The sequence below is a fragment of the Pseudomonas sp. AM8 genome (genome assembly GCF_036346475.1).
Taxonomy (GTDB): domain Bacteria; phylum Pseudomonadota; class Gammaproteobacteria; order Pseudomonadales; family Pseudomonadaceae; genus Aquipseudomonas; species Aquipseudomonas marginalis.
Map to the genome: position 1 here is coordinate 125,123 of NZ_JAOTNX010000012.1, position 23,137 is coordinate 148,259.

The window sequence follows — 23,137 nt, forward strand, 5'->3', positions numbered from 1 at the left end:
GGAGAGCGTGCGACATGAGCCTTATCAAAGTGCTGATCATTGATGATTCCGCCGTGGTGCGTCAGGTGCTGACGGCGACCCTGGGGCAAGACCCCGCTATCGAGGTTATCGGCGCGGCGGCAGACCCGGTGTTCGCCATGGACAAAATGAACAAGCAATGGCCGGATGTGATTGTGTTGGACGTGGAGATGCCACGGATGGATGGCATCACGTTCCTCAAGAAGTTGATGGCCGAACATCCCACGCCCGTGGTCATCTGCTCCACGCTGACCGAAAAGGGTGCGGCCACCACCATGCAGGCGCTGGCGGCCGGCGCGGTCAGCATTGTGACCAAGCCACAACTCAACCTGCGCCAGTTTCTGACCGACAGTGCCGATGAATTGGCGGGGGCCGTCAAGGCCGCCGCGCGGGCCAATATGAAACGCATGGTGCCTTCCAGCGAGCGCGCTCCCGCCAGGCTGACGGCTGACGTCATATTGCCGGCGGGCGCCCAGGCAATGGCGCGCACCACCGAGAACATTGTCGCCATTGGTACGTCCACGGGCGGCACCCAAGCCCTGGAATTGGTATTGACCGCCTTGCCCAGGGTCTGCCCGGGCATCGTCATCGTGCAGCACATGCCCGAACACTTCACCGCCGCGTTTGCCGAGCGCCTCAATCGATTGTGCGAGATCGAGGTCAGGGAGGCGAAGAATGGTGATCGGGTTATCCCCGGTTGTGCGCTGATTGCCCCTGGTGGTCGGCACATGGTGCTCAAGCGCAGCGGTGCCCAATACCAGGTGGAAATTGTCGACGGACCTCCGGTCAGCCGGCATCGACCTTCCGTTGATGTACTGTTTCGTTCGGTGGCCCGCAGTGCCGGGAGTAACGCGCTGGGGATCATCATGACGGGGATGGGCGACGACGGCGCCCGGGGCCTGAAGGAAATGCACGACAACGGCGCCCGCACCCTGGGCCAGGACGAAGAGTCCTGCGTGGTGTATGGCATGCCCAAGGAGGCGTTCAAACTGGGGGCCGTGGAGCGTGAGTTGCCCCTTGAGCAGATATCGGCGGCGATTCTGCACTCCATGCATCAGCGCCGCTGACGGTTCGGGGTTCTGTGCTGATTGATGAGGCGTTCCGGCAATCCGTTCCGGGCCCGGCTGGCGTTTCAGTATGGGGCATGGTGGGCTCAGGGCAGGGAATCAATAGCCTGTAACACCGCACAGGCAATGGTCTTCGTAATGGTTCGACGTTGAGCGTTATCGAGCATCGGGCTTAACCAGGTGGGTAGACTGTTCAGCATGGGCAAAATGGCCGTGAGCGCACCCTCGCGCAACGGCCCGCCCGGTGGATGGCCTGCCTGGCCGATCAGATCCATTATTTCCGACTCATAGGCACGCCGCAGTTGCTGGACGCTTGCCTGCATCGAGTCGCCCAGGCAATTGGCGTCCATGACCGCCAGCTTGAAGTGACCGGTCATGTGTTCATGCAATTGAAGGTGACAGTCGATCAGTTGGGCCAGGCGTTGATCGGGTGCCAATCCGCGATTCTTGATGCCGTGCACCTGGGACAACAGGGTTTGATACAGCTCCATCAGCAGTTCGTAAAGCAGCGCCTCTTTGCTTTCCACATGGTGATAGATCGCCCCCGGGCTTATACCGACATGCGCGGCGAGTTCACGCATGCTGACCTGGTTGAAACTGCGCTCCTTGAATAACTCCGAGGCTTTGCGCTGGAAGTCTGATCGGTTCAGCACACGCCGTGCCTCGGATTGCGCACACGCCTGGCGCTCCGGCACACCGGCCACGCGTTCATGTCCCGGGCGCCTGCTGCCGGGCAATTTCCTGATTGCGCAGGATAAAGCGCTGCAACTTGCCGCTGGGGGTCTTGGGGAGTTGCTCGACGAACTCCACTTCCCGGGGATAGGCATGGGCAGCCAGGCGCTGCCGTACATGCAGGCGCAGTACTTCGGCCAGCTCGGCGCTGGGCTGGTACTGGCTGTCGAGCACGACAAAGGCTTTGATCAGCTCGGTGCGTTGCGGGTCAGGTTTGCCGATCACCGCCGCTTCGATCACCGCGGGGTGTTCGATCAGCGCGCTCTCGACGTCGAACGGCCCGACGCGGTAGCCGGACGTCGTGATCACATCATCATTGCGGCCGACGAAGCTGATACTGCCGTCGTCATTCAGCTCCACACTGTCGCCGCTCAGGTAATAGCGCCCCACAAAGGCCCGGGTGGGCATACCCAGGTAGCCATCGAACCAGCACAGGGGCGAGCGCTCGCGATCCACCGCCAGGACGCCCGGTTGACCCGCTGGCAATTCCCGATGCGCCTCGTCCAGCACGACGATGCGGTAGCCGGGCACCGCATAACCCGCCGAGCCCTCACGGACCGGGTGACGCAAACCATGGTGATTGCACAACACCATGCCGATTTCCGTCTGGCCGTAATGATCGTGAATGGTCACGCCGAGCTGCTCGGCAAACCAGCGGATCACGTGTGGGTTGAGCGGCTCGCCGGCACTGCTGACGGCACGCAGGCGACCGCGCACGGCGTCGGCGAACGCTGCCCCCTCGGCGATCAGCAGGCGATAGGCCGTTGGGGAGCCGGCCAGATTGCTGATGGCGTACTTGGCAATGACTCGGCAGGTACTTTCCACCGTGAAAGGGCCGTTGTAGAACAGCGTGGCATGACCACAGGCCAGCGGGCCGGTCACCGCGTAATACAGGCCATAGGCCCAGCCGGGATCGGCCAGGTTCCAGAACCGGTCGTCTTGCTGCAGGCCAATGGAGTCGCGCATATAACCCTTGAAGGCGAGAATGGCGCGCAACGGCACTTCCAGAGGCTTGGCCGGCCCCGTGGTACCCGATGTGCACATCAGCAGGAATGGCGCGCTGGCGTCCCGCAGTACCGGTTCGCACTCGACGTCTTGGCCGTCCAGGATGCTCCAGAACGGATAATCGCTGGGGTTCTGCGGGCCCTCGCCGGTTACGATCACGCTTGGGCAGTTGCCGATCTCATCCAGCTTGGGACGGTTCTGCGCATCCGTCACGATCCAGCGCGCGTTGGAGCAGCCCAATCGTTGCTCGATCGCCTTGGGACCGAATGCGGTGAAGAGCGGTTGATAGACCGCGCCCACCCGCCAGGTCCCCAAGATGGCAATCAGCAGTTCAACCGTGCGCGGCATCAGGCCGGCAACGCGGTCGCCCGGTTTTACCCCTTGCTCGCGCAAAAAATGGCCGAAGCGGGCGGCGCTGGCCTGCAATTGGCTGAATGTGTATTGGGCGGCGCTGCCATCCTGCGCTTCGCAATACAACGCCACGGCGTCGTCGTGGGCGTGCCGGTCGCAGCATTCGACGCAGGCATTCAGGGCAGTCAGGTCGCCTTGCAAAGCCAGTTCGGCGGTCTGTTGGTAATTGAAGGATGTGGCCACAGCTTGATAATCACGCATAACGACACCTGGTTCTTATTGTTGGGTTTGTACGGCCAATAGTTGCGCTGCTCACGACTCGGCCCGTGGCGCTAGCTGTCCATCATGTCGGCCGCTTGCTGGGTCGCCTGGCTGGTGCGGGTCGCCAGCTTGCGAACTTCATCGGCGACCACCGCGAACCCGCGTCCGGCTTCGCCAGCGCGGGCGGCTTCAATGGCGGCGTTCAAGGCCAACAGGTTAGTCTGGCTGGCGATGCCCTGGATGGTGGCGACAATGTGCGTCAGCTTGCGCAGGGTCTCCTGCATTACTCGGTGCTGGTGTTCCTGAGCCTCACGCATGCTGTTTTCTTCATGGTGGGCATGGATATCGGTGATGGCGCCCACCACCCTTTGCGGGGAACCGTCCTCTGCGCGTCGCGTTTGCCCACGGCCGCGAAACCAGCGGTAATTGCCACTGCTGTGCTTGAGCCGATAATCGACATCAAAGGGTGTTTTTCCGCTGCGGTCTTCGACGTGGGCGACAAACGCCGCGATTGCCCGTGCGCTGTCGTCTGGATGCAAGCGTGAGGTCCAGCTTTCCAATGTGTTGGGAAATTCCTCAACCGTGGTGTACCCCAGCAGTCGCCGCATTTGCGAAGACCACCAGATGGTGTTGTTCGGGTTCGCCGGATCACCCGCCACCACCTCTATGTCCCAGAGCCCGTCATGGAGCATTTCACGGGAAATCTCGAAGCGTGTGGCCGCCAGTTCGAGTGACTCTTCGTGCAGGCGCTGTTCATGAATGTCACGCAGGCTTCCGCCGATGGCGACCGGTACGCCTTGCGCATCCCGGCGCGCCACACCGCTGATCCTGCGCCAACGATAGTCACCGTCTGATGCAAGGGCCATGCGTACGTCCAGCGCAAAGGGCGTTCGCCCGCTGCGATCACTCAGGTGCCGGGCCAGCGCGTCGAGAAGGCGTTGCCGGTCCGTCGCGTGCAGGTGCTCGTTCCAGCGGCCAAGTTGATCAATACCTTGGGTCGGGATCGACGCGGACCCTGTCCACCTCATGGCCCACTCCGGTGCGGGTGCAGCAACACCTGCCGGTTGCAGTTCCCAAAACAGCTCACCTGCGCCTTGAGCGATAAGTGCCCAGCGCGCCTCCTGCTCCTGTAAAAGCGCGTCGCGGCGGGCCAGGTGCTCGGCCAGTTGGGTGGCTTCCAATGCCAGCGCGTGTGTCTGTGCTTTCAGGGCTCGCCGCTCTTGCAGCAATGTCTCTACGCCCGCCAGGATGCGACGCAATAACGGGTTGCTCGACGACAGCGGTGTACTCGCCTGGTCAGGCTCATCCAGTCTGTCGGCAAGCGGAGCCAATACCCAGCGGCTGGTTCGGCTGAAAAAGAGCATGGGGCACCTCTATCTCGGATCAAATGGGGTCAATCGCCATGGGCTGTGTGGGTATGCGGGCAAGGGCCTGTTGGTCAAAGGCTGTCGCCCCCGGCAGCGCTTGCCAGGCCAGTGGGCCGGCGGCGATTTCCGGCGCGCTCAGCAGGCAGTGGTCGAGCTCGCGCTGTAACGCGTCGGTGTCGAGTCCCTGGCCGATAAACACCAACTCCTGCCGGCAGTCGCCGACCACGCTGTCCCATTTGGCCCTGATGCCCTGCAGCCGGTATTCGTCCCGGGGCCATTGCGACGGCTCGATGAAGTTCCACCAGCGCCCGACATAGTCCCACTGGAACCGCTTGCCGCTTTGCACCAGCAGGCCGGTTTCCAGGTGGCGGCTGGCGAGCCAGAAGTAACCTTTGCTGCGCAGCAACCGCCCGTTGCACCAGGGCTGCTGGAGAAAGTCGAGCAACCGTTGCGGGTGGAAAGGCGCGCGCTCACGGTACACCCAGGACGTCACGCCATAGGTGTCCGACTCGGAGGCCGGCGCGTCTGCTGCCTCCATTTTCCGCATCCAGCCCGGCGACGCGGCAAGGCTGGGTAAATCAAACAGATGGGTGCCGAGCAGGCTGGCTGATGGGATGTTACCGTGGGCCATCGGCATGATCCGCGCCGTCGGGTTAAGCCCCGTGAGGATCGCCTGCACGGCCTGGTATTGCGCAGCATCGATGAGGTCCAGCTTGTTGACGAGAATGACGTTGGCGTACTCCACCTGTTCGATCAGCAGATCGGCCAGGTGGCGCTTGGGTGCGTCTGGCGTGGCGTCGTCGCGGTCAACGGTGTGCGGCGATTCGAGCAGTTCCTGGAAACGACTGCCATCGACCACCGTCACCAAGGTGTCCAGGCGCGCCAGTTCGCTGAGGCTGAAGCCATCAGCGTCAAGGAAGGCGAACGTCTCCGCGACCGGCATCGGCTCGGAGATCCCCGTGGATTCAATCAGCAGGTAATCGAAACGCTGCTGGCGTGCGAGCATACTGATCTGTTCCAGCAAATCGGCGCGCAGGGTGCAGCAGATACAACCGTTGCTCATCTCGATCAGCTCATCGCGACCACGGTGCAGCGCGACATCGCGCTGCACTTCTTCGGCATCGATATTGACTTCGCTCATGTCATTGACGATGACGGCCACGCGCAGGCCTTCGCGATTGCGCAGGATGTGGTTGAGCAGGGTGGTTTTGCCGGCGCCGAGGAAGCCCGAAAGGACCGTCACCGGCAGTCGGCTTGCCTGGGCGCCGTCTGTCATGGGTTCACCGCGTGCGCGCCGGCGGCCTTGTCCAGGTAGCTTTCGAACAGGTCGACCACCACAAAACCTTCATCGGCCGCATCTCCCCACAGGTCTTTCACGGCGAACTCGACGTGGTAGGTGGGTTGATGGGCGGCGCTTACATCGCCATGCCCAATCGCGTCGGGGAACGGCCATTTCTCTGACGTGCGGTGCAGGACCACGCCTTCCTTGCCGCGCACGTAGGCGGGCATGCGGATGTGCCCAGCCACATATTCGTCTCGCACCACCACCCGATCCCCCACCTCGAAGGGCGGCCGCCCCGTGATCGCCGGGCGGCCCTCGGCATGGGCGGGATTCGCCAGCTTGAAGTGGGAGCCCAAGGCCTGATCAAGCTCCGCCTGGGTGATCACGCCGGTTTCGACCAGCAGGGTGGCGGTCGCGATGACGTAGCGTTCGTAGTACTGGGTGCCGACATGCTGGCGCACATCCAGGCGTTCGACGGCGTGACGCACTTCGTCCACGCTGAACTTTTTCAAGTGGTCGGCACCGATGAACATCAAGCTGTAGGCCAGATGCTCCCAGTCCTGCTTGAACACCTGTTTGTAGCTCAGGCTGTTGATGGTGTGGGGGACTTTTCCAAAGCCTTGGAAACCGCCGAGATCGTGAAAGCCATCCATAATCAAAACTCCGGGAGTGAACGATGATGAGGTGTTGTTTTCAGCCCACGCGGGGCAGGGCGACGCCGATCAGCACGTCTTTGGTCACCAGCGTTCGAAGCTGCTCTTCGCTCATGTGTGCTGAGCCTTCAGGCCTGACCGGCACGACCAGGTAGCGGCTTTCGGCGCTGGTGTCCCAGACCTTGACCACCATGTCCCGGGGCAACTCCGTCCCCAGCTCGCGCAGTACCGTGCGCCCCTCCCGGACCAGGCGTGCGCGGAACTCGAAACCCTTGTACCACTCCGGTGGCAGGCCGAGGACCGGCCAGTTGGTGCAGGAGCACAGGCTGCAGACAATCACGTTCTTCAGCGTCGGCGTGTCCTCCAGGGCGACGATGTATTCGCCCTGGGGGCCGGTGTAGCCGAACTGGGCACAGGCCGCCGTGCCGTCCTTGAGCAACAGTGCCCGGAACTGTGGGTCGACCCACGCCTTGGCCACCACACGGGCGCCGTTCTCGGGGCTCCAGCCGTGCTCCATCAATTGCGTGAGCTGCTCGACATAGCCCTCCGGGATGAGTTCCTTGCTCTTGAGGACTTGAAACAATGCCCAGGCTCTTTCGCCGGGCGTTGAAGTAGCTGTACTCATGGGGTCACTCCTATCAGTCAACACGGTGGTAAAGTCATTGGATTTCTTATTGTTCTACGGGCGCCGGTGGCGCCCGTAGACGGCTCAGAGCGTGCGCCAGTCCACGGATGCTTCAAACGCCGCCGCAGCCTGGTAAAGGGTGCCTTCGGCATAGTGTCTGGCGACGAGCATCAGCCCGACGGGCAGGCCGTCTACCCGCCCGCACGGAATCGACAGGGCGGGATGCCCGGTGATGTCCTGTGGCGCGGTGTTGCCGATCATTTCCAGCGCGCGCGCCACGTACTCAGTGATCGAGCAATCCGCCGGTGGGTGAGGTTGGGCAATGATCGGCGTAGTCGGCATCACCAGCAGGTCGTAGGTCTGCAGCGCCTTGTCATAGCCCTGCCGGGCGAAGCGCGCGAGGTTTTGCGCCTTGGCGTAATAACGTCCGTTGTAGTGGTTCAGCCCGTATTGGCCGACGAACATGCACAGCTTGAGCGACGCGGACAATTGGTCGGCCTGCTCGCGCCAGCCGACCTGTTTGTCCAGCAGGCCGACATCGTAGAGGCCTTTCCAGTTAAAGCCCGCGCCGTTGCCATGCATCATCTGCATGGTCAAGCCTTCGCAGCCGATGGGGTGCCACAACGAGCCCGCCAGGTTGTGCTCGGGAACGGACACCGCCTCGACCTGTGCGCCCAACGCCTCGAGACGGGCGATGGCGTCACGCACTTTCTCGGCGACGCGAGGGTCCTGGTTGGCCAGTGCGAAGCCCTCTTGCAACACACCGATTTTGAGCCCGCGCACGCCCCTCGACAGGTAGCTGTGATAGTCGTCGACTTGCGGCGCAGCCTGGCGCGGGTCAAGCCCATCCGCGCCGGCCATGGCTTGCAGCATCAGCGCGTTGTCGCGCACGTTGGCGGTAATGGGGCCGACATGATCGATCGTGGCTTCAATCGCCATGACCCCGGAGTAGGGCACCAGGCCGTGGGTCGGCTTCATGCCGTAGGTGCCGCAGAAGGATGACGGGATTCGGATGGACCCGCCTTGATCACCGCCAACGGCCATGTCCACCTCTCCGGCCGCGACCAACGCTGCACTGCCCGAGGAAGATCCACCGGCGGCGTAACCGTGACGATGGGGGTTGTGCACGGGGGCTGGGTCAGAGGTGTGACTGCCGCCGGACAAACAGTAATGTTCACAGGTGGCCTTGCCCAGGATCGTCGCCCCGGCATCCAGCAGGCGCGTGACCACGGTGGCGTCGAATGAAGGCACGAAACCGGCCAGCGGCGCGGCGCCGTTCATGAGCGGCACGCCTGCCAGGGCGATGTTGTCTTTCAGCGCGACGGTTTTGCCGGCCAGCAGGCCCTCCCGGGCCCCGTTCACTTCAGCCCGGTAGTACCAGGCGTTCAACGGGTTTTCCTTGTCCGAGGGTCGATAGCCCGAACTGCGTTCGTAGCGTACGGGCGGAACGAAATCAGGCAGCTCATCGACCAGGTCGTACGCGTCGAAACTCGGTTGCATCAGGTCCAGGTACTGCGCAGCCTGCTCCGGCGTCAGCTGCATGTGCAACTGGGTGGCGAGGTCCTGCAGTTGATCAAGCGTGGGTCGAATAATGGCCATGATTTTCCTTGATTTCATCGATGATCGGCGGGAAGACTTGAGGCTGTTCAAACACTTCCAGCACTTTCGGGGTCGGATCATTCCGGGTCGTAATGGAGAACAAATTAGGCCTCTTTTGCCACTGCGGCTTGGTTGAACAGGACACTCGCTTGGCTGAACAGGACAGCTCAGCCCGGTGCCACTTCATGGTCAGATGCCTGTCAAAAAGTGGCCCCGACCCCATGCGCTAGAGATGAGGGCCAAAAAATAATCGGGACGAATGGGGCGGTGCCGGGTGTCAGCTTTGCGCGACACCTGCATCACGCAACATGCCGGTCTGCGGGTGGCAGTTGATGTACTCGAACAGCTGGCTCCTGGCGTCCGAGACCGACACTTCGTGGTACAGCCGCAACTTCACCAGGCCGGCCGCCACGCGGAAGAAGGTGACAAAGATGCGCAGGTGGGTGGGATGGGATTCCGCCCAGCGTTCCAGTTTCTCGACCGAGCGCCAGTGGCCGATGTTGTAGCTCATGTCGAGGAAGTTGCCGTCGAGGTCGATATTGCGCACGAATCGATTGCTGTAGCAGCCCAGGGGGGCTCCGTTATCGCGCAGGAAATCCATGCCGTCCTGCAATGTCGGCAAGATTTCGTCGAGGTACAGTGAACGCTCGTCAGCCTCGGCGTCAGCCCAATCCTGGCCGGAGCGAATCAGCGCGATGTTGTCATGGCCCATGACGATGACACGGCCACCTTTGGCCGGGTCTCCCTGCATCACCTTCAGTTCGCCCGTGGGGCTCATCCAGTCGGTCTGGGACGCCGGGAAACGATCGCGCATCGAGCCCCAGTAACCGTGCTCTTCGATCTCGCCGCTGGTGGTGTCCATGATCGCGCCCACCCCCGGCAACTGCGTCTGGAACGCATAGAGGGTTTCGAACTGCTCGGCACGCGGCGCGGTGATTTCGCGAAAATAACCCAGGCCGTCGTTCAGGCGATCCGGCGATGCCCACCAGTCATTGACGGGCGGTGATCGCAGCCAGCGGCAATAGGCTGCGGCGTCCTTCCAGTAGCCGACGATCATCAGGTTGTCGTAGCCACTGTTGTCCGTGTGATGGGTCAAGTCGTGGGTCTGCGGGCCGTCGGGCAGGCTGAAGCTGCCAACGATGTCGCGCATGGCCTTAAGGGCACGCTCACGCTGCGCCTCACCGCGAAACTGCACGCCCAGGTAAGCCATCGCTACCTGCTTCAATTGTTCGCCAGCGCGGCCGACCCACATAGGGAAGGGCGGCTGGTAGTCCTCGGGCACCCGGCGGGACAACGTCCGTGGGCATCTAAGGTGTTTGTCGATCGCAGATTCCATGGGCGGCTCCTTGTTTTTTTCAGGTTCAGGCGTAGCGGGCTGGACAGGCTGTGAGGTCATAGTCAGGCAGGTACGAACCGCCTCGCTTTGTTCGCCAGGACAACCGTTTGGTTGGAAAAGACAGATGCCCGATGCCAGGGCTCAGGCGCGATAAAGGGGGCTGGGCGTGGTCTGAATTTTGCTTTCCAAGATCGACCGGCAGCGTGTCGCTGCTTCAAGTCGTTGCATTAAGGTGAGTGCCATGGCTCAGAACAATCACTATTCCACCCTTGCCGTTTCGCAACCGCGTCGCTTCGATTACTGGAAAGAAGTGGTGTGTCGCCATTGTCTTATGGCTGACAGCAAACCCTCGACCCAGAGCGATTTCAACGGAACGCTCCAGGTCTCCGGCGTAGGGGCGTTGGATGTCTCCAGGCTGTCGTCCCCGCTGCACCATTGGGTCCGTTCCGAGCGGCATTTACGCAGTGGCCCCGCAGACGACCTGTGGCTGGGCTTCACCCTCAATGGGTATGGCGAACTTGAGCAAGAGGGGCGCAAGGCCACACTGGGTGCGGGTAATTTGTTCCTTTATGACGCAACCCGGCCGTTCCGATTCAGCCTGGGGGGGAGCGAAAACCACTTGATGCGCATCCCTCGGCAGTTGCTGACTGAGCGGTTGCCGCGTGTGGCGGAATGCACCGCAATGGTGCTGGATGACCGCCGCCCCGGCGTGGTGCCGCTGCGCGAGATGCTGCGCCAGATGGCGAACACTCCCGTGCTTCTGGAGGATGGAGGCATTTGCAATCGTTACTCCAACACGATAATCGACCTGCTCGCGATCAGCCTGGAACTCCAGGATCTGAAGACCACTCACCAGGAGCTGGATCTGTATGCGCGGATAATGACCTACATCCAGCACCACCTGAGCGAGCGAGAACTGTCGATCGAACTGATCGCCCAAGCCCACCACGTGTCCACCCGCACGGTGACCCGTGCATTCGCCCGTCATCAGAAAAGCCCGGTCGCGGAGATCTGGAAAGAACGGCTGAATGCCAGTCGCGCGGCTATCGAGTGCGGCCAGGTGCGCAGCGTTTCCCAAGCCGCACTGGACTTCGGTTTTTCCGATTTCTCCCACTTCAGTCATGCTTTTCGCAAGGCGTTTGGGGTTGCGCCGCACACGCTCTTGACGCGCAACTGACGGGGCCCCCCAAAAAAAAGGCGGGGGTTATTAGCGTCCTGCTCGATAAAATTGACGAGATAAAAGGGTTAAGTTGCTAGCGATCCCCCTGCCCACCTCACGGACTTGCCCCCCGTAGCAGCTGCCGAGCGCAAGCGAGGCTGCGTCAGGCGCACTGCCGATTCAAGCCCGAGTCGCGGCCAACGCAGCCTCGCCGGGGCTCGACAGCTGCTACGAAAACCAATCCACCTCACGGACTTACCCCCCGTAGATACCGTCTTATACAACCCCCATCAAGGCCCCCCGTAGCAGCTGCCGAGCGCAAGCGAGGCTGCGTTGGGCGCACTGCCGATTCAAGCCCGAGTCGCGGCCAACGCAGCCTCGCCGGGGCTCGACAGCTGCTACGAATACCAACCCCATCAAGGCCCCCCGTAGCAGCTGCCGAGCGCAAGCGAGGCTGCGTCGGGCGCGCTGCCGATTCAAGCTCGAGTCGCGGCCGACGCCGCCTCGCCAGGGCTCGGCAGCTACGGATTTGACAGGCGTCAGGGTGCTCCCACCTCAGGAATGCTCGATCACCATCACCGCCGTGGTGTCCGCCTCAAGTGCCTCGAACACATGCGGCACATTCGCCAGGTAGCTGATGTAGTCGCCGGCGTTGAGCAACACCGGGCCACTCGCCGGGCCGATACGTGCACTGCCACTGCACAGCACCACATGCTCTACGGTGCCCTGCGGGTGAGGCTGAGACAAACGAACTTCGCCGGGCTGCACCTTGAGTCGGTAGATGTCGCGCTGTACGCCGGCCGGGCAATCGGCAAGCAGGGTCGCTGCGTAATGGGCCGTCTCGGCATAGGCGGTCATGCCCTCGTTGGCGCGAATCACCCGCAGGGCCTGCCGGGGTTGTTCGAAGAACCGGGTGACTTGCAAGCCCATGGCCATCGCCAGCGACCACAAGGTTTCGATGCTGGGGTTACCGATACCCGACTCCAATTGAGACAAGGTCGACTTCGCTACCCCGGCGCGCTTCGCCAGCTCGGTCAAGGAAAGCCCGGCGGCCAGGCGCTCGCGCTTGATTGACAGCGCCAGCAGATCGATTCGACTCAGATTATTTTCCGGCAGGTTGTTCGTTATAAGGGTCATTTGTTTTATAAACCATCCTTAAATGGGTTGACGCTCTTGGGAACCATGTTCAGTATATCGGCCATACGTTCATTATAAAGTTGTATTTGCCAGCCTATTTCCCCGCGAACGGTGGCTTGGGCCATGGCGATGTCGATAGCAAGGAAGCCGTGAGTGATGAAGTCGCAAACCCGTGGGACGCTCGAAATGATCTCGGCCATGGTCATCTCCGGCACAGTCGGCTGGTTCGTCGTCATGTCGGGGCAGAGGCCGGAGGCGGTGGTGTTCTGGCGTTGCCTGTTCGGCGCCCTGGCGATGCTGGTCGCGTGCCTGGCGCTTGGGGTGCTGCGTCGCTCCCGGATTACTGCCCGGCAATTTCTTCTGGTGTGCCTGGGCGGGGTGGCGCTGGTCCTCAACTGGGTGCTGCTGTTCGGTGCCTACACCCATTCCTCCATTGCCATTGCCACGGTGGTCTACCACGTTCAGCCGTTCATGCTGGTTGGCCTGGGTGTGCTGTTTTTTGCCGAACGCCTCAGCATCGCCAAGGTCGGCTGGCTGCTGTTGGCCTTCGCCGGGCTGATGCTGATCGTGTCCGCCAAGGGCCGTGGGCAGGCCACCGGTGCCGACTACGTGCTGGGTGTCTGCCTGGCCCTGGCTTCAGCCTTCTTCTATGCCGTGGCGGCGGCGATCACCAAGCGTCTCAAGGATTTGACCGCGCACCTGATCGTGCTGATCCAGATGGTGGTCGGCGTGCTGGTGCTGGCACCGTTCGTGGACTTCACTGGGGGCGAAACGCTCAAGGGCGCCTGGACTTACCTGATCATTATCGGCGTGGTCCATACCGGGCTGATGTCGACCCTGTTGTACAGCGCCATCCAGAAAATCCCCACGGCACTGGTCGGGGCACTGTCGTTCATCTATCCGATTGTCGCCATCCTGGTCGACTGGGTAGCCTTCGCCCATCCCCTCAGCGCTCTGCAGGTGATGGGCGCAGGCGCGATCCTGCTGGCGGCGGCGGGCATGAATTTTGGCTGGTCGCTGGGCCGCGCGGGGCGTCAGGACGTGACCTAAGGTCGGGCGCCTAACCGCCATCGAGTCAAAAGACGTCACGCCAACCACTGGCGACGACGCGCCTGGGAAGAACATCGATGAATGCGCGTTGTTCTGGCGTCACGGCCTGTCATAATCCGGGGCGCGCCTGGATCCGGGAGCGAGTGGCGCAGTGACCTGCCCATATCCATGACTCTCGGCCGTCCGGCCTGATTTCGCCCCCCTCAAGGAGTCCGTGCCATTCATGGTGCTGTTCAATCGATTGAGCGCGTTTTCGACCCAGGCGCGCAGGGCACTGGGACTGGTGTGGGAAACCTCGCGGCCACTGTTCACGGGGCTGTTGCTGGCGACGATTGTCGCCGGACTGCTGCCCGCACTGGCGGCCTGGATTGGGCAGCGCATCGTTGATGGCGTGGTCCACGCCATGCAGGTTCATGCGGCCGGCAGCCAGGCCCCCGTGTGGCCGGTGATGCGCTACGTGCTGGCCGAGGCCGGTGTGCTGGCTTTGTTGGCGGCGGCGCAACGGGCGCTGTCGATGCAGCAGTCGCTGTTGCGGGTGAAGCTGGGCGTGAAGGTCAACCTGATGGTCCTGGAGAAAGCCCAGACCCTTTCGCTGCTGCAATTTGAAGACGCCGAGTTCTACGACAAGCTGGTGCGTGTGCGCCAGGGGGCTTCGACGCGCCCGCTGAGCCTGGTGACCAAAGGACTGGGGTTGGTGCAGAACCTCATTTCGCTGGTCAGCTTTGCTGTCCTGCTGGTGCACTTTTCGCCGTGGGCCCTGTTGATTCTGGTGGTCGGTGCGTTGCCGGTGTTCTTCGCCGAGACGCATTTTTCCGGCAATGCGTTCCGTCTGTTCCACCGGCGTGCACCGGAGACGCGCCGGCAGAACTACCTGGAATCCTTGCTCTCCCACGAGTCCCATGCCAAGGAGGTCAAGCTGTTTGGCCTGGCACCGCTGTTCCTCCAGCGCTATCGCGACAACGCCCAGCGTTTGTATACCGAGGACCGCCAATTGACGCTGCGCCGCGACGCCTGGGGTTTCGCATTGGGCCTGCTGGGCACCGCAGCGTTTTACCTGGCCTACGCCTGGGTGGTACTCGACACCGTGCGTGGCCAGACAAGCCTGGGGCAGATGACCATGTACATCGTGCTGTTCAAGCAGGGGCAGGCCGCAATCACCGCCAGCCTCAGCGCCATTGCCGGGCTGTACGACGACAGCCTGTTCCTCTCGGACCTGTATGAATACCTTGAAACCCCCGTGATCACCCCGCGCGGCCGGCTCACCGAGGGCGCGCGCCCTGGCGATGGCCTGCGCTGCGAGCAGGTGGGGTTCACCTACCCAGGCGCCGGATCCGCCGCGCTGCGCAATATCAGCCTGCACCTGGCACCGGGGAAAAGCCTGGCCCTGGTGGGGGAAAATGGTTCCGGCAAGACCAGCCTGATCAAACTGCTGACCCGTCTGTATACCCCGGATGAAGGCCGCATCATGCTCGATGGCAGCGACCTGCAGGAGTGGGACGAACACACCCTGCGCCAGCGCATCGGCGTTATTTTCCAGGACTACATCCGCTACCAGATGAGCGTCGGCGAAAACCTCGGCGTGGGGGACGTCGAGGCCCTGGACGACCAGGCCCGCTGGCGCAGCGCTGCCACTCAAGGCGTGGCGGCGGAATTTATCGAGCGCTTGAGCCATACCTATTCAACCCAGCTAGGACGCTGGTTCGGAGGCCAGGAACTGTCCGGGGGGCAGTGGCAGAAAGTGGCCTTGTCGCGGGCATACATGCGTCAGGATGCCGATCTGCTGATCCTCGATGAACCCACTGCCGCGCTGGATGCCGGGGCTGAGGCGGCGGTGTTCGAGCACTTCCGCGAGCATGCCAGGGGTCGCATGACCCTGTTGATTTCCCACCGGTTTTCCAGTGTGCGCAGTGCGGATCACATTATTGTGTTGGAACGCGGGCAGATTCTGGAGGAGGGCAGCCATAACCAGCTGATGGCTGCGGGTGGACGTTATGCCGAGCTGTTCGACGTTCAGGCGCGGGGCTATCGCTAGGAAACCCAGCGCCGCGTATCTGCCGATCCCTCCAAATGACCTGTACAGATCGCTATTTGGCAGATTTGAATACGCCGCTGAGGACAAACGCATAGCGTTCCGGCCGGATAAAGAAGGTGGTGCGGTCGCAGCAACGGCCGTCGGCAAAGTAAGAGCTGCGTTCCATCACCAGCAACGCGGCACCGCGTTTGACGTGCAGGGCGCTGGCCAGGCTTGCATCGGCTGCTTGCGCACGGATGGCCAGGTCGGCACGGGTGACGGCCTGGCCGGTGATCGATTCCAGGATCGAGTAGATCGGTTGATGCTCGACGTCCGTCCAGACCACGCCGGCCAACTCGGCCGGTAGATGGCTGCGGCCCAGGGCGATAGGTTCGTCATCCACGAAATGCAGGCGCTCCAGCAGCAGGCAATCGTGGGCGCCTTCAAACAACGCCATCAAGGCTTCCGGAACGGGCTGCAGCGTGTGGCTGATCACCTGCATGCTCGGTTTGAGCCCTTGCAATAACAAGGCTTCATGGAAACTGCGCAACGCATCCAGGCCATGCCGAACCTGCTTCGCGGCGACGAACGTGCCCTTGCCTTGCTTGCGCTCCACCACGCCGTCGTCGCTGAGCTTGCCCACTGCCAGGCGCACCGTGACGCGACTCACGCCAAAGCGTTCGCCCAGTTCGGCTTCTGACGGCAATTTGCCGGTGGGTTCGAAATCGCCACGCTGAATCTCTTCCAGCAAACGATGGGCGATCTGTTCGTAGAGCGAGGTGGTGCTGTCGCGCAGAATGGACGTGGACACGGTCGGCTTCCAGGGGCCTCGGAGTGGGGCGGTGCGCCTTCACTTCTAAGGTTATAAAAATAGGTTATTGGGACAACTTGTATTAATACGTATTATGTCAGGCATTCCCATTGTAAACGACCTGACGATACTTGCCATGCCCGACTCCTTGCCTTACGCACCAACGCAAGCCGACGCCCTGACGGTCGATCACATCAGTTTCAGCTACCCCAACGGCCATCGGGTGTTCAACGCGTTCAGCCTGAACGCCAAGCCGGGCGAATTCGTCGCGATCCTCGGGCCGTCCGGCTGCGGGAAAACCACGCTGCTGAATCTGTTGTCGGGCTTTCAGCAACCCCAGAGCGGCCGGATCAGCATCAACCAGACCGCCGTGCGCCCTGAGCGCTCGGAGTTGGGGTATGTGTTTCAGGCGCCGCAGCTGTTTCCCTGGTTGAGCGCGCTGGAAAACGTGCGTTTCGGCCTGCGGATGACGGCGCAGCTCAGTGAGGCGCAACAGCGTGCCCAGGCGTTGCAGTATTTGCGCCTGGTCGGCCTGGAGAACGCGGCACAGCGCTTGCCCCATCAGTTGTCGGGCGGCATGCAGCAGCGCGTCTCCCTGGCCAGGACCTTGGCATTGGAGCCCAGCGTATTGCTGATGGACGAACCCTTCGCCGCGCTGGACGCCATCAGCCGCAACAGCATGAATGAAGAGACGCTGCGGATCTGGGCCGAGCTGGGTCAGACGGTGCTGTTCATTACCCACGACATCGACGAAGCGGTGTTCCTGGCCGACCGGGTCATCGTGCTCAACATCGCCCCCGGCGGTATCCATAGCGAACTGGATATTCATTTGCCGCGCCCGCGTTCCAACCTGAAAACCCGTCGCCTGCCGGCCTTTCTCGATTACCGCAATGAGCTGATGGAGCGCATTTCCCAGGTCATGGGCGCGGCCGAAGCCATCGCTAACCCCACCCGCCAACCCGAGTTAACCCCATGATCAAACGTTCGCTGCTTGCTCTTTCCTTGTCTGTTGCCGCCTTGGCAAGCAGCACAGGTGCCGTGGCCGCTGAAGAGAAACCCCTGCGTGTGGGGTATGTGTTCGCCATGGCCAACGCCCCGGCGCTGATCGCCGACAAGCAGGGTTACTACCGCGAGGAAGGCTTGAATGTTGACCTCAAGGCCTTGGGCGATGGCCCGGTGATCCAGCAGGCGCTGGCCGCCAATGAGCTGGACGTGGCCTATGTGGGCACGCCGCCGGTGTACCAATGGTTTTCCCGAGGTTTGCAAAGCCGGATTCTGGCCAAGGTCAATTACGGCCAGGCGGCGGTGATTGTCGATGCAAAAAGCCCGATCAATAGCCTGGAGCAGCTCAAGGGCAAAAAGCTTGCCGGGGTCAAGAAGGGCAGTGGCATGGACGTGCTGTTGCGCGGCTATGTGCTGAAAGAAAAGGCCGGTCTCAACCCGGACAAGGACCTCGACATCATCGACATGCCACCCGGCAACATGAACGCGGCGCTGGAGCGCGGCATCGTCGACGCGGCGTTTTCCTGGGAACCCTTTGTCAGCCAATCGTTGCTGCGCGGGTCGAGCCGGATTCTGCTCGACGTCAACCAGGCACTGCCGAACTACCCGTGGTACGTGGTGATCGCGCTGCCCAAAACCTTGCAGGAACGACCGGACGACGTGGTCAAGCTGCTGCGTGCGCACCGCAAGGCCATCGCGTTCCTCAACGAGCATCCCGACGAGTCGAATCGCATCATCGCCGAGGCGTTCAAGCTTGAAGCGGTTCAGGGTCCTGACGGCAAGACCATTGCCCCGGAGGCCATCGTCGCCCAGGCGCGCACGCGATTGGGCTGGTCGGCGGACTTGCAGCCTGCGGATATCCAATTCATCCAGCGCCTGATGAATTACTCCCACGACCTGGGCTTTATCGACACGACGCTCAAGACCGAGCAGATCGTGGATACCGCCTACCTGGAAAAAGCCTCGCGCTGAGTCTGAGCCTGTCATGTCCTTGCCAAAACCGAATTGGGGATGGGCTTCGCTGCCATTCCTGCTGTTGATCTGGATGGCCCTGGCCAGCCGCTTTCCCACCTACATCCTGCCGCAGCCCTGGGATGTGGCGCGCGAAGCGCTGCGTTGGCTCAGCGACAGTTCGCTGTGGCAGCACCTCAGGGCGAGCGTCCTGGAGGAAGTCGGCGGCTTCTGTGCGGCGGTGCTTGTCGCGATCGTGCTGGGCACGGCCGGCGGCTTGTCTTCGCGCTTTCGCGATTTCATCTCGCCGCTCAACAGCCTGTTCATGGCGATCCCGCCGATAGCCTGGGCGCCGCTGATCATGATCATTTTCGGCCTGGGTTATGTCTCCATTGTGCTGGTGATTTTCATTGCCGCGATGTTCCCCATGGCGGTGACCATCCAGGAAGGCGTACAGAGCATTCGCGGTGGCGAAGTCCGCGCGGCGCGCACCTTGGGCGCCAACCCCTGGCAATTGCTGGCCCACGTTTACCTGCCGGCCTCATTGCCCTTCGTGACGGCGGCCTTGCGCATCGGTTTCAGCCAGGGCTGGCGGGCACTGGTCGCCGCAGAAATGATCGGCGCCTCCCAGGGCATCGGCTGGATGGTCTCCACCGGCGGGCAGATCGGCAACAGCAGCCAGGTGCTGCTGGGCATCGTGCTGATCGGCCTGATTGCCTGGCTGATGGAGAGTTTTGTGTTCCGGCGCATCGAGCGCCACTACCAGAAATGGCGCGTGCAGTAAGCATCGTCCTTTGCTTTCGAACCCTTTCAAACCTTCAGTGGACCACTGCACGAGGTGTCATGTGAGTAACGTATTCGATCCCCGCGAAGCCGGGCATTACATCGCCCCCCAAGGCCTCTACGAGCGCAACAAGAAACGCCCGTTCCTCGGTAGCATCGACTGTGACCGAGACACGCTGATTGCCGGGCAATGGGATGAAATCACCCTGGTCTACGAGGTCGGCGGCAGCGGCCTGGCGGATGGCGCCTGGTTGAAACTGGCGTTCAAGTTCTACTCCGATTGGGCACTGTTCCAGACCTCGAACCCGGCCGGTCCCAACTACGTCAGCGCCGAGTACCAGGCGGGCGAGTTGGTCCCCGGGCAGAGCCAGGCCACCGTGCAGCACCTGAAAGTGCGCTTCGACCAGAAGGGCCACGAACGGCCGTTCCAGAAAGCGATCATCATCGACATCATCGACGGCTACCTGAATCCCGGCGACAAGATCACTATTCGCCTGGGCGACCGTCGCCAGGGCGGGGCGGGCACGCGGGTGCAGAGTTTCGTCGAGAAAGACTTCCGTTTCCGGCTGTTTATCGACCCCTTGGGCAGCTCGAAATTTGCCGAGGTGCCAGGCGATCCGTTGCTGAACATCGTGCCGGGACCGGCGCAGCGTGTGCAGCTGATTGTGCCGCGCCTGATCAGCGCCGGTGAGGCGTTCGATGTGCTGCTGCGGGTCGACGATGCCTGGGGCAACACGTGCCGCAACCTGCCGCTCAACGGGGTGCTGACCCTGGTTGATCCGGAAGGCGGCGAGCGCCAGCAAGCGTTTACCCTGGCCAATGAAGGGTGGGCGACGGTGCGGCTCGAGGGGTTTGACCTCGGGGCGGTGGGCGAGTGGCGTTTGTCCGCCGAGGTGCAGGCGCCCGGCGTGCGTGGCGCCCAGGCGTTTGTCACGGTTGACCCGGCCGGCAGCGCATTGCGCCCGCTGTACGCCGACCTGCATGTGCACTCCGATGACACCGTGGGCACCAACGACACGCTCTACAACCTCAGCTATGGCCGCGATGTCGCCGGCCTCGATGTGCTCGGCTACACCGCCAACGACTTCAATATCACCGAGCAACGCTGGGATCAGGCGGTGAAGCTGATTCACGAACTCAACGAGCCCGGCCGCTTCGTCTGCTACCCCGGCACCGAGTGGTGCGGCAACTCCTGCGCGGGCGGCGACCGCAACGTGGTGTTCCTGCATGATCGCAAGCCCGAGTTTCCGTTCGATAACCAAGGGCGCCTGGTGCGCTCGTTCGAGTGGAACGAGTTCACTGCGGGCACCATCAAACCGGGGGCCTGGCCGGTGGACGAATTGTACGCGGCCTACGCAAAAGACCCGGAAGGTCACCTGATGATGCCCCATGTCGGCGGGCGCCGTTGCAACCTCGACTGGCACCATCCGGAGCTGGAACGCTTGATCGAAGTCGGCTCTGCCTGGGGCCAGTTCCATTGGGTCTACGCCGAAGCCCTTCAGCGTGGCTATCGGGTCGGCGCCGCGGCGAACAGTGATGAGCATCAAGGCCGTTGCGGCGGCGGGGTTCCGGCCACGGCGGTGTTTGGCTCTCGCGGCGGGCTGACCGGTGTGATTGCCGAGTCTTTCGATCGTTCGAGTGTCGGCAAGGCCCTTCGCGCCCGTCGCACCTTTGCCACGACGGGCGAGCGTGCGTTTGCCAGCCTGCGCCAGGGCCAGCATTTCATGGGCGAGGTCTTCACGGCCGATTCGAATGCCACCCTGGACTATCGATTGCTGGGTGAGGCGGGCTGGGAGCAGGTGGACCTGTTCGACGGCGATAAACTGATCTGGTCGCGCAACCTGCATCAGGAGCTGGGGTTTTCCGCCCAACGCATCCGGCTGCGCCTGGGCGGCGCACGCATCAAGGACCGTTATCGCGGCGCGTACTGGACCGGCGAAATCCGGGTGACGGGCGCGGTCATCAATGGTTTTCGCGCCCTGGGCCTCGATCATCCGGAGCAAACCGTATGGCGCAAGGACGCCACGACCCTGGCCTTTCGCACCGACACCAACGGCGACACCGACAGCATCGAAATCGACCTGTCGCAATTGGCCGGCGCGAGGTTGCAGGTCCGCAGCCGCATCGACAACTACATCAAGGTCGGCGATCCATCCGAACCGCAGCCCTACGTGCATGCACCGACGGTGCTGATGGAACTGTCCGGCGAAGAACTGCTGGCGCAATCCCAGGTGATCGAAGAGCTGCCCGGGGCTGAACTGAAAGTCTCCCTGGAAAGGACCACCGCCGAAGCGCTGCCCCGTGAACTGCAGGGGCAGATCGAGCTGGCACCACTCAATCTGCAAGCGGGTCGCGAGCATCCATTGTTCATCTGCGCGCGTCAACGCGACCAGTCCCGGGTCTGGACCTCGGCGCTGTTCCTCACGCTTGCTTAAGGCCGCCGTGTTCGAACCCGTTCGAGAGCGCGCAAAGAACCCTGTGGCGAGCGGGCTTGTTGTGGCGAGCGGGCTTGCCCCGCGTTGGGCTGCGCAGCAGCCCCAAAACCAGGCGCAGAGGCGTGCCTGATACACCGCATTCGTCTTCATCAGGGGCTGCTTCGCACCCCAACGCGGGGCAAGCCCGCTCGCCACAGGAGGCCGATTCAATCCAGGCATTGCGCCCCGGCTAGATTGCTGTGGGCTTCGGTGCGTGCAGCCGCAAGGATTCTGCAGTACCTGATGAGGGCAACGCGGCCTCGACCAGTTCGATCCAGTGCCTGACCGGGGTGCGTCCTGCGCCGTCGAGGTGGGACTGGCAGCCAATATTGGCGGTGACGATGACGTCGGGGTGGCCGCTTTCCAACGCATTCAGCTTGTTATCGCGCAGTTGCCGCGACAATTCGGGCTGGGTCAGCGAATAGGTGCCCGCCGAGCCGCAGCACAGGTGGCCGTCGGGAACCGCGGTCAGGTTGAAGCCCAGGCTTGTCAGCAGGGTTTCAACGGCGCCGCCGAGTTTTTGCGCGTGCTGCAAGGTGCAGGGGCAGTGGAACGCCAGGCGCTGGTCGCTGTGTACACCGAGCTTATCCAGTGGCTCGCCGCGCAGCACTTCAACCAGGTCCCTGGCCAGGGCACTGACCCTGTGCGCCTTGTCGGCATACGCCGGGTCGGTGCTGAGCAGGTGGCCGTAATCCTTGATAAAGGCACCGCAGCCGCTGGCGGTTTGCACAATCGCCTCGACCCCGTTTTCAATGCTCGGCCACCATGCATCGATGTTGCGCCGGGCGCGCTCAAGGCCCATCGCCTGAGCGTCAAGGTGATAGTCCACGGCACCGCAGCAGCCTGCCTCGGGGGTGGATATGACGCTGATCCCCAGGCGATCCAGCACCCGCGCCGTGGCGGCGTTGGTATTGGGTGACAGGTGCGGTTGCACGCAGCCCTCAAGCATCAATACCCGGCGGGAGTGGCGCGTGGTCGGGCGCGGTTTGGGCGGGTAGACGCGGCGAGGCAACTTGGCCTGCAAGGTGTTGGGCAATAAAGCTCGAAATAGCTGGCCACTGCCGATCAGCAGGTTGAACAGCGCGGGATTCGGAACGACGCTGCGCAACCCTTCGCGCAGCAAACGCTGACTGAGCGGGCGTTGCACTGCCGCGTCGACCACCGCCCGGCCGATGTCGAGCAAGTTGTGATAGTCGACGCCGGAGGGGCAGGTGGTTTCGCAGTTACGGCAAGACAGGCAACGGTCCAGATGCTCCTGGGTCTTGCGCGTGACTTCATTGCCTTCGAGCACCTGCTTGATCAGGTAGATACGCCCCCTCGGGCCATCCAGTTCATCGCCCAGCAGTTGATAGGTCGGGCAGGTGGCATTGCAAAAACCGCAGTGCACGCAACTACGCAGGATGCTTTCGGCTTCTTCGGCGCGAGGCAGTCGGCGGGCGTCTTCGCTCAAGGTGGTCTGCATG

At 62.5% G+C, this 23,137-nt stretch carries 19 protein-coding genes and 2 pseudogenes; 8 read left to right on the plus strand and 13 right to left on the minus strand.

The window, feature by feature from the left end; translation table 11 throughout:
- The first annotated feature begins 14 nt into the window (after positions 1-14).
- Complete coding sequence (locus V3W40_RS25715) at positions 15-1,085, plus strand: protein-glutamate methylesterase/protein-glutamine glutaminase (protein ID WP_065948701.1); 1,071 nt, start codon at positions 15-17, stop codon at positions 1,083-1,085.
- An 86-nt stretch (positions 1,086-1,171) separates the two neighbouring features.
- On the opposite strand, the gene V3W40_RS25720 is transcribed toward V3W40_RS25715, so the two are convergent.
- From V3W40_RS25720 to oxdA, 9 genes and pseudogenes are all read right to left on the minus strand, one after another.
- Positions 1,172-1,735, minus strand: a complete 564-nt coding sequence (locus V3W40_RS25720; RefSeq protein ID WP_065927797.1) for a TetR/AcrR family transcriptional regulator — start codon at positions 1,733-1,735, stop codon at positions 1,172-1,174.
- A 58-nt stretch (positions 1,736-1,793) separates the two neighbouring features.
- On the minus strand, positions 1,794-3,434 hold the full coding sequence (locus tag V3W40_RS25725) for an AMP-binding protein (protein ID WP_330215860.1): 1,641 nt from the start codon (positions 3,432-3,434) through the stop codon (positions 1,794-1,796).
- Between the two features lie 95 nt (positions 3,435-3,529).
- Positions 3,530-3,799: pseudogene (locus tag V3W40_RS34900) on the minus strand (methyl-accepting chemotaxis protein); the annotation flags it as partial.
- Positions 3,800-4,798, minus strand: a pseudogene (locus V3W40_RS25730) (PAS domain-containing protein); the annotation flags it as partial.
- 19 nt (positions 4,799-4,817) lie between these two features.
- Positions 4,818-6,077, minus strand: a complete 1,260-nt coding sequence (locus V3W40_RS25735) for a GTP-binding protein (protein WP_330215862.1) — start codon at positions 6,075-6,077, stop codon at positions 4,818-4,820.
- Entirely contained in the window at positions 6,074-6,736 is a 663-nt protein-coding gene (gene nthB / locus V3W40_RS25740; RefSeq protein WP_330215863.1) for a nitrile hydratase subunit beta, read from the minus strand. The genes V3W40_RS25735 and nthB overlap by 4 nt, the downstream gene beginning before the upstream one ends.
- 40 nt (positions 6,737-6,776) lie before the next feature.
- The gene (gene nthA, locus V3W40_RS25745) at positions 6,777-7,361 is read right to left on the minus strand and encodes a nitrile hydratase subunit alpha (protein ID WP_330215864.1); all 585 of its coding nucleotides are present in this window, start codon (positions 7,359-7,361) and stop codon (positions 6,777-6,779) included.
- A gap of 84 nt (positions 7,362-7,445) precedes the next feature.
- Positions 7,446-8,960: an amidase gene (locus V3W40_RS25750; protein WP_065927702.1), complete on the minus strand. Its 1,515-nt coding sequence runs from the start codon at positions 8,958-8,960 to the stop codon at positions 7,446-7,448.
- Positions 8,961-9,237: 277 nt separating this feature from the next.
- Complete coding sequence (gene oxdA / locus V3W40_RS25755) at positions 9,238-10,296, minus strand: aliphatic aldoxime dehydratase (RefSeq protein WP_330215865.1); 1,059 nt, start codon at positions 10,294-10,296, stop codon at positions 9,238-9,240.
- Positions 10,297-10,537: 241 nt separating this feature from the next.
- On the opposite strand from oxdA, the gene V3W40_RS25760 reads away from it, so the two are divergent.
- Positions 10,538-11,473, plus strand: a complete 936-nt coding sequence (locus V3W40_RS25760) for a helix-turn-helix domain-containing protein (RefSeq protein ID WP_065941368.1) — start codon at positions 10,538-10,540, stop codon at positions 11,471-11,473.
- A gap of 537 nt (positions 11,474-12,010) precedes the next feature.
- On the opposite strand, the gene V3W40_RS25765 is transcribed toward V3W40_RS25760, so the two are convergent.
- Both V3W40_RS25765 and V3W40_RS25770 read right to left on the minus strand, forming a co-directional pair.
- Positions 12,011-12,592, minus strand: a complete 582-nt coding sequence (locus V3W40_RS25765) for a helix-turn-helix domain-containing protein (RefSeq protein ID WP_330215866.1) — start codon at positions 12,590-12,592, stop codon at positions 12,011-12,013.
- A 5-nt stretch (positions 12,593-12,597) separates the two neighbouring features.
- Entirely contained in the window at positions 12,598-12,792 is a 195-nt protein-coding gene (locus V3W40_RS25770) for a hypothetical protein (protein WP_065927698.1), read from the minus strand.
- On the opposite strand from V3W40_RS25770, the gene V3W40_RS25775 reads away from it, so the two are divergent.
- Positions 12,749-13,642 (plus strand): DMT family transporter, encoded by an 894-nt coding sequence (locus tag V3W40_RS25775; RefSeq protein ID WP_330215867.1) that lies wholly within the window; start codon positions 12,749-12,751, stop codon positions 13,640-13,642. The two genes, V3W40_RS25770 and V3W40_RS25775, sit on opposite strands and share 44 nt — an antisense overlap.
- A 223-nt stretch (positions 13,643-13,865) precedes the next feature.
- Positions 13,866-15,674, plus strand: coding sequence for an ABC transporter ATP-binding protein (locus V3W40_RS25780; RefSeq protein WP_330215868.1), 1,809 nt, complete (start codon positions 13,866-13,868; stop codon positions 15,672-15,674).
- Positions 15,675-15,726: 52 nt separating this feature from the next.
- On the opposite strand, the gene V3W40_RS25785 is transcribed toward V3W40_RS25780, so the two are convergent.
- On the minus strand, positions 15,727-16,464 hold the full coding sequence (locus V3W40_RS25785; RefSeq protein WP_092484002.1) for a GntR family transcriptional regulator: 738 nt from the start codon (positions 16,462-16,464) through the stop codon (positions 15,727-15,729).
- Positions 16,465-16,600: 136 nt separating this feature from the next.
- Here V3W40_RS25785 and V3W40_RS25790 point away from each other — a divergent pair, with 136 nt between their 5' ends.
- From V3W40_RS25790 to V3W40_RS25805, 4 genes are all read left to right on the plus strand, one after another.
- On the plus strand, positions 16,601-17,440 hold the full coding sequence (locus V3W40_RS25790) for an ABC transporter ATP-binding protein (RefSeq protein ID WP_065927694.1): 840 nt from the start codon (positions 16,601-16,603) through the stop codon (positions 17,438-17,440).
- Positions 17,437-18,438 (plus strand): ABC transporter substrate-binding protein, encoded by a 1,002-nt coding sequence (locus tag V3W40_RS25795; protein ID WP_065927693.1) that lies wholly within the window; start codon positions 17,437-17,439, stop codon positions 18,436-18,438. The genes V3W40_RS25790 and V3W40_RS25795 overlap by 4 nt, the downstream gene beginning before the upstream one ends.
- Before the next feature lie 13 nt (positions 18,439-18,451).
- Positions 18,452-19,201 carry an ABC transporter permease gene (locus V3W40_RS25800; protein WP_065927692.1) on the plus strand — a complete coding sequence of 250 codons (750 nt, stop codon included), beginning with the start codon at positions 18,452-18,454 and terminating at the stop codon, positions 19,199-19,201.
- Positions 19,202-19,262: 61 nt separating this feature from the next.
- Positions 19,263-21,635, plus strand: a complete 2,373-nt coding sequence (locus V3W40_RS25805) for a hypothetical protein (RefSeq protein WP_330215869.1) — start codon at positions 19,263-19,265, stop codon at positions 21,633-21,635.
- A gap of 229 nt (positions 21,636-21,864) precedes the next feature.
- On the opposite strand, the gene glcF is transcribed toward V3W40_RS25805, so the two are convergent.
- Positions 21,865-23,136, minus strand: coding sequence for a glycolate oxidase subunit GlcF (gene glcF, locus V3W40_RS25810; RefSeq protein WP_330215870.1), 1,272 nt, complete (start codon positions 23,134-23,136; stop codon positions 21,865-21,867).
- Position 23,137 lies beyond the last annotated feature (1 nt).